The sequence below is a fragment of the Paenibacillus sp. 2TAF8 genome (assembly GCF_052114825.1).
Classification (GTDB): Bacteria; Bacillota; Bacilli; order Paenibacillales; family Paenibacillaceae; genus Paenibacillus.
Genome location: NZ_JBFRFN010000038.1, coordinates 24,640 through 30,639, shown reverse-complemented (window position 1 = coordinate 30,639; position 6,000 = coordinate 24,640). Strand labels below are relative to the sequence as shown.

Here is a 6,000-nt window from a genome sequence, read left to right as displayed (position 1 = left end):
TTTTGAATCTGACGAGATTAAAAATCTCAATTGTGTTCCAGTTTTCATACAGCCGGATGGCATGTACCAAAACCTTCACGTTCATTCTGCAAGCAGAATGTTTCACTCACTCGTTGTTCAGTTTTCAAAGATCAAACTTATTCCCATTACCGAAACCAGTTCGTTTCAGCAACTCTTATATAATATCATGTCCGAACCAACTTTGCAAGCTGTTTTTCAAGTTTCTTTCGAAGCTTATTTCATTCGCTTGCCGCACCGTGTAAACCGTGTTTTCTTGGCCGGAATTAGAATATACCATGTATGAAATCACAATGCAAGACTTTATTTCAAAAATTATAACTTTTATTAAATCTATGCTACTCATCTCATGCAATTATGCATAACAATTTCTAAGATACCACATTGGCTGCATCCAACTCCTATCCAACGGTGTACTTAGATCAAGATGACTGCCATTATAATAAAATAACAGAATAACAATACAACGAGTCAACTGACTGAACAAACACTAACTCCCGCAACCTATCAGAAACAGGGAAGTCACGTTTACAACCTGCCACAACATTCGACCGATCGTTAACATAGCCCCCCTGCAATATATAACTTTATATCCCCTACAGATCATACCTTTTCCCTCTGAACATTTTCTTTTTCTTCTATAGAATAGACTTACCCAGCAAGGATGCAATTAATCCAACGCCAAGTCTTGCCGTATGCCGGTTCTGATCCAGCAGCGGGTTCACTTCAACCAATTCCATGGAAACCACCTGATTGCTTGAAGCTAAACACTCCATCGCAAAATGCGCCTCCCGATAGCTCAACCCACCCGGAACAGGCGTCCCTACTCCTGGTGCTTCACGCGGATCGAGGCAATCCATATCAAAGCTGACATGAATACCGTCCGTTCCACCTCCCGCTATAACCATTGCCTGCTCAATAACCTGCTTCATGCCCATCCGATCAACATCATGCATCGTAAAAGCTCGAATACCCAAAGTCCTTATCTGTTCCTTCTCATAATCATCCAGGTCACGAAGCCCGATATACACCAGATTAGACGGATCTACAAAAGAGCCTGCACCTTTGATCTGTGATAAGTTAAAAGCCGAATGACCCAAGAAGGCTGCCACACTCATTCCATGCATATTACCCGTCAAGCTATGTTCTTCTGTATTCAGGTCTGCATGAGCATCAAACCAGATCACGCCTAAATTGCTATAATATGCAGTTAATCCCGCCACAGTCCCGATAGCTACACTATGGTCTCCTCCAAGGACGAGCGGAAAAGCACCCTTTTCCAAAGCAACTGATATTTCATGACATACGTGCTGACTTACTTGCTGAACCTCATTGAGATACTTTAACGTCTTGCGTCCGGCTGGAACAGCTGGCTGTGTTGGGCAATCCACACGCACTTCCTTGGACACGATGAGACCCAAACTTGCAATCTCACGCTTCAACCCGGCAGTGATTAGTTCATCTGGGCCCAGCTCAGCTCCATTCCTCGCACCAGCTAATCCAAAAGGGACTTTAATAATCGCTACTTCATTATGTTTAGTAGGTGTATGGTAAATGTGTTTACGAGAGAGCTGTTCCATATCCCGCTCCCCTGCAGCCAAAATATCCTCTTTATTCATGGGTTTCAGCTCCTTTATCATCGTTGCCGAACTATAGCTCGTTGGAGTTCCTACAATTTATAGGTCACCAAGCACTTCTCTTATAATATCGATCGCCCAGTCAATGTCTGATTCCTGTATGGTTAACGGCGGTGCAAAACGAATAGTGGTGTCGTGTGTCTCCTTGCAAAGCAACCCGGCAGACATCAGACGCTCGCAATAAGGTCTTGCTGAACTATAAAGTTCAACTCCGATGAATAATCCTTTGCCCCGAATTTCACGGATCGCAGAACTCTGAATACCTTGAAGTTGTTTCATAAAATAATTTCCCAAACGCTCTGACCGCTCTGCGAGCTTCTCATCTTCCAGAACATCCAGAGCAGCAATCGCTACGGCACAAGCGAGCGGATTACCTCCAAACGTAGAACCATGTGAACCCGGTTCAAACAGATCCAGAATGGCTGCTTCGGCGGCGATTGCAGAAATCGGCATCACACCACCTCCGAGCGCTTTGCCCATAATCCAGACATCCGGTTCGACATGCTCCCAATCGGAAGCAAATCGACGTCCCGTTCTTCCAAATCCAGTTTGAATCTCATCCGCCATGGTCAAGACTCGCTGCTGTTTGCATATCGCAAACGCTTCTGCCAGATATCCATCTGGAGGAATGATAATTCCCGCTTCACCCTGAATTGGCTCAACCAGAAAACCGGCTGTATTCGGTGTGATGGCTCGTTGTAACGCGTCCAGATCACCATATGGAATAATTCGAAATCCCGGTGTAAACGGTCCAAAGTCTTTTTTATATTCCTTAGATGAGGAAAAAGAGGTGACCGTCAGGGTTCTGCCGTGAAAGTTGCCAGAGCATACAATGATTTCAGCTTTGTTCTCAGGCACTCCTTTGCAACGATATGCCCATCTTCGCGCAGCTTTTACTGCTGTCTCTACCGCTTCTGCCCCTGTATTCATGGCTAATATTTTGGATTTACCCGTAAACGCAGACAGTCTTTGATAAAATATTGCTGCAGAATGGCTGTGAAATGCCCGTGATGTTAATGTGACCTTATCTGCTTGATCTTTCAACGCTTGAATAATGACAGGATGTCTGTGCCCATGATTCAGTGCAGAATACGCACTTAACATATCCATATATCGATGGCCTTGGGGGTCCTCCACCCATACCCCTTCTGCACGTTCAATAACAATGGGAAGTGGATGATAATTAGGCGCAGCATACATTTCCGACCATTGAATGAATATATCGGTATCCGGCATTCCTTCACAACCTTCCGCATAATATTGTATACAAAATACAGTAACAGTGTATGCGAGCTGATCTTTGTTTACGACTTGATTCCTCATTTTCCGCAGTCGCCTAATTTGAAACACCTATGAATAAACAGATCATAAATAACATTAGTGCTTATGAAAAATAAACCAATATAAGGCGCATGAACTATAGCAAATTGTATGAACATTATATTTGTATACAATATACATAATATAATATATGAAATTTATACCAATAATTTTAACAAACCCCTCCATGCTTGACAACGCTTTTATAATCATTTTTATACTTTAACTCCAGAAAATGTTCTATTGAATCTATACATTATACAGCGCAAAAAGTCCGAACTTTGCTTGCCCAACTCCTCCCTCGATGGTAAGATGATAAAAACTTGAAACACCCCGGATGGCGCGGCCTGTATAGCTTTATAACCATTCACCATCACATACATATAGAAGGGAGAACATGGTATGGAAGTACCTAAATACCGTTCCTTGAAAGATCACGTCTATGATTACATCGCCCAGAAGATCCAAAACGGGACGCTTCTTCCCAACCAGAAGATCAACGAGGCCGAAATTTGCAAAAAACTGGACATTAGCCGCACTCCTACCCGGGAAGCTTTATTTCAGTTGACCTCTGACAATCTGTTGCAGTATATCCCACGCAGGGGATTTATTGTTGCTCCTTTTGACACAAGCAAAAAGCTTGAATTCTCGCAAGCGATTGGTGTGCTGGAGGCACTGGCTGCCACGCTCGCAGCGGATCACCTTAAACCCTCCGAACTTATAGAAATGGAAGCCCTAATCGCCCGCATGGACGAAGATATTAACCAACTTGACCTCGCAGCCTACAGCAAGAATCAGTATCTGTTCCACAATCTTTACATTCAGCGCTGTGGCAACACCACCGTTATAGAAATGTTAAACACACTGAAGAACAGCTTTATTCGCCAGTCTTATGTCAGTGATAACAAGCCAAAATTATCCGAGGTACTGCACGAAGTCAACGAAGAGCACCGACAGATTCTAAGCGCGTTTCGTGCCAAGGACAAACCTCAGCTTGAAGCGTTGCTCAAACATCACTGGCGTATCATTGATAACGACATGCTGTAACTTGTAGACCCGGTTGCAACTGGTTCACTTGGTGCGAGGCTCTCCGGTCACCATAACCGTAATCGAAAGGGGCAACTCACATCATAAATAATGTGAGTTACCCCTTTTTCATTTGGGTCCGGGCTCAGCAGGAACCTTCGCAGTAAATACGGCGTATCCCAGCCTTTTTCCGTATTTTAGAAGCAACCGATCATTGGTGCGACTCATCCGCTGTACATTTTCATCCTCCAGCCAGTTCATATCCATCTCACGCAAAGGGTCATGATCGACACCCCACTTGCCCATTGTCCGCGATTGCTCTTTAACTTCAACTTGAGAAAATCCGCATGCCCTCAGACGTTTCTTCCAGGCCGCTACTGTGGCCAGTGTCCTTATCCCATAAAATCGCTTCAACCTGCGGCTCATCAGATCTGTTTTTCTTCCCGACAAAACCATTTCTCGGTCTACAAGCAACCCTCCGGGCTTCAGTACTCTCATATACTCGGACAACGCCATACGCCACGGAGTAAAAATGGTGACCGATTCGATAAACACCACGTCAACACGGTTATCTGGCAGGGGCAGTGCAGCTACATCGGCTTGAATAAAACGCACATCAACCCGCTCTTTGCGAGCTCGCCTTACCGCTTTATCCAGCATGTGACGATGCAGATCAACTGCAGTTACGCGACAGCCTTGCTTGGCTAGATGACATGCTGTTCTTCCTGTGCCACACCCAATTTCCAGAACATGAACCCCGGTCGGGATCGATAACGTATCAAGCAACTGCAGTGTTGCCGAGAATCCGCCAGGATGAGCACTTCCTTCCCCCAAACGAGCAAGCAAATCATGATAATCCATGACTCCCCCTCCTTTCCCCTATCTCCAGTCTATGGAACAAACCGAAAAACGGCTCCTGACTATGGAGATAACCGGGTACTCGTCCATACCAATTGCTTCTCTTTCTACTATGATATACAAACCGTTGATTTCAAGCGGCAAACCGCAATTACGAGGGGGATATGCATGCACAGAATTCATCCGGTATGTGAAGAAACCGTGTCACCGCATGTGGGACGCCCTGTCTGTGTTGTCATGAAAGACGGCACGCATATGTACGGTACACTTGGGGGTTGCCAGGATGGAAAGGTGTACTTGAATGAATGTTTTCAAGGTCCACGCCTGTCTTCTGTCCAGTCCAAGCAACAACTGCGCAGAGTAGCTAAAAAGAAATTAACATCAGGGAGAAAAGCCAAATCTTCAGCCTATGGCGGCTACCCTTACGGTGGTGGATACGGCGGTTATGGCGGTTACGGATATGGGGCCGGTTACGATGTTGCCCTGATCGCTACACTATTCCTTCTTCCGTTCTTATTCATTTAGATCTCCGTAACAGCAAGCTGTTGCAATTATATTGGCAATTGTCTTGGCAAAGAACCTCTTCATGTTCGCTCGTGGAACACGAAGAGGTTCTTTTTTCTTGCAACAAAAAAGGCATCCGCCTTAAACGAATGCCAGGAAGTTCATATTTAATCCCATACTTCAGTATCGGATGTTCACTTTATCTAAAAAAAAACACCTCGCGAGAGGCGGGTAAGCTATATTAAATCCGATTTCCTTTAGACATCGTTTTCAGGTTACTATTCGAATTCTCAAGCAATGGCAGCATCCTAGTCGTGCTAACCATCTCAGAAGCACATATTGGACAAGTAGGCACGCTATCAAACGCAAAATTGTCCCGCATCCATCCTTTGCACGTATCACTCGTACATTCCCAGATTGCTGCATCTGCTTGTGGAATTTCTTCCAACGGTTTTTTGCGATTATACATGACTTCTACCCCCTTTGTTATGGAAACACATCTTACTGACGTTATTTCACAAAAGCCACTGCTTAGCGGTAGTGTAACATCCGCCGAACTTCTGCCTCGACAACGGTTGGGCCAATTTCATCTATTTAATCAAATAAAAAAGAAGCTGCCTTTACCATTATGACATGT

The 6,000-nt window shown here is 44.7% G+C and carries 7 protein-coding genes; 3 read left to right on the top strand and 4 right to left on the bottom strand.

The genetic code is table 11. The annotated features are described in order from the left end of the window. On the top strand, nt 1-304 hold a 304-nt coding region (locus AB4Z30_RS29330; RefSeq protein WP_441931132.1), incomplete at its 5' end, for a hypothetical protein. A gap of 352 nt (nt 305-656) precedes the next feature. On the opposite strand, the gene rocF is transcribed toward AB4Z30_RS29330, so the two are convergent. Both rocF and AB4Z30_RS29320 read right to left on the bottom strand, forming a co-directional pair. Beyond that, nucleotides 657-1,637, bottom strand: a complete 981-nt coding sequence (gene rocF, locus AB4Z30_RS29325) for an arginase (protein WP_441931130.1) — start codon at nt 1,635-1,637, stop codon at nt 657-659. Between the two features lie 57 nt (nt 1,638-1,694). After that, nucleotides 1,695-2,891, bottom strand: coding sequence for an ornithine--oxo-acid transaminase (locus AB4Z30_RS29320; protein WP_441931133.1), 1,197 nt, complete (start codon nt 2,889-2,891; stop codon nt 1,695-1,697). Nucleotides 2,892-3,377: 486 nt separating this feature from the next. On the opposite strand from AB4Z30_RS29320, the gene AB4Z30_RS29315 reads away from it, so the two are divergent. After that, nucleotides 3,378-4,022, top strand: a complete 645-nt coding sequence (locus AB4Z30_RS29315; RefSeq protein WP_441931128.1) for a GntR family transcriptional regulator — start codon at nt 3,378-3,380, stop codon at nt 4,020-4,022. A 108-nt stretch (nt 4,023-4,130) separates the two neighbouring features. On the opposite strand, the gene AB4Z30_RS29310 is transcribed toward AB4Z30_RS29315, so the two are convergent. Continuing rightward, entirely contained in the window at nt 4,131-4,862 is a 732-nt protein-coding gene (locus AB4Z30_RS29310; protein WP_441931127.1) for a class I SAM-dependent methyltransferase, read from the bottom strand. Nucleotides 4,863-5,027: 165 nt separating this feature from the next. On the opposite strand from AB4Z30_RS29310, the gene AB4Z30_RS29305 reads away from it, so the two are divergent. Beyond that, nucleotides 5,028-5,384, top strand: a complete 357-nt coding sequence (locus AB4Z30_RS29305; RefSeq protein WP_441931126.1) for a hypothetical protein — start codon at nt 5,028-5,030, stop codon at nt 5,382-5,384. 220 nt (nt 5,385-5,604) lie between these two features. Here AB4Z30_RS29305 and AB4Z30_RS29300 read toward each other — a convergent pair whose 3' ends face one another. Beyond that, nucleotides 5,605-5,832 (bottom strand): cold-shock protein, encoded by a 228-nt coding sequence (locus tag AB4Z30_RS29300; protein WP_056697134.1) that lies wholly within the window; start codon nt 5,830-5,832, stop codon nt 5,605-5,607. Nucleotides 5,833-6,000: the final 168 nt, after the last annotated feature.

Bases quoted from the DNA above. Each gene is read 5' to 3' on its own strand.
- rocF (WP_441931130.1), bottom strand. From the start codon at position 1,637: ATGAATAAAGAGGATATTTTGGCTGCAGGGGAGCGGGATATGGAACAG.
- AB4Z30_RS29320 (WP_441931133.1), bottom strand. From the start codon at position 2,891: ATGCCGGATACCGATATATTCATTCAATGGTCGGAAATGTATGCTGCG.
- AB4Z30_RS29315 (WP_441931128.1), top strand. From the start codon at position 3,378: ATGGAAGTACCTAAATACCGTTCCTTGAAAGATCACGTCTATGATTAC.
- AB4Z30_RS29310 (WP_441931127.1), bottom strand. From the start codon at position 4,862: ATGGATTATCATGATTTGCTTGCTCGTTTGGGGGAAGGAAGTGCTCAT.
- AB4Z30_RS29305 (WP_441931126.1), top strand. From the start codon at position 5,028: ATGCACAGAATTCATCCGGTATGTGAAGAAACCGTGTCACCGCATGTG.
- AB4Z30_RS29300 (WP_056697134.1), bottom strand. From the start codon at position 5,832: ATGTATAATCGCAAAAAACCGTTGGAAGAAATTCCACAAGCAGATGCA.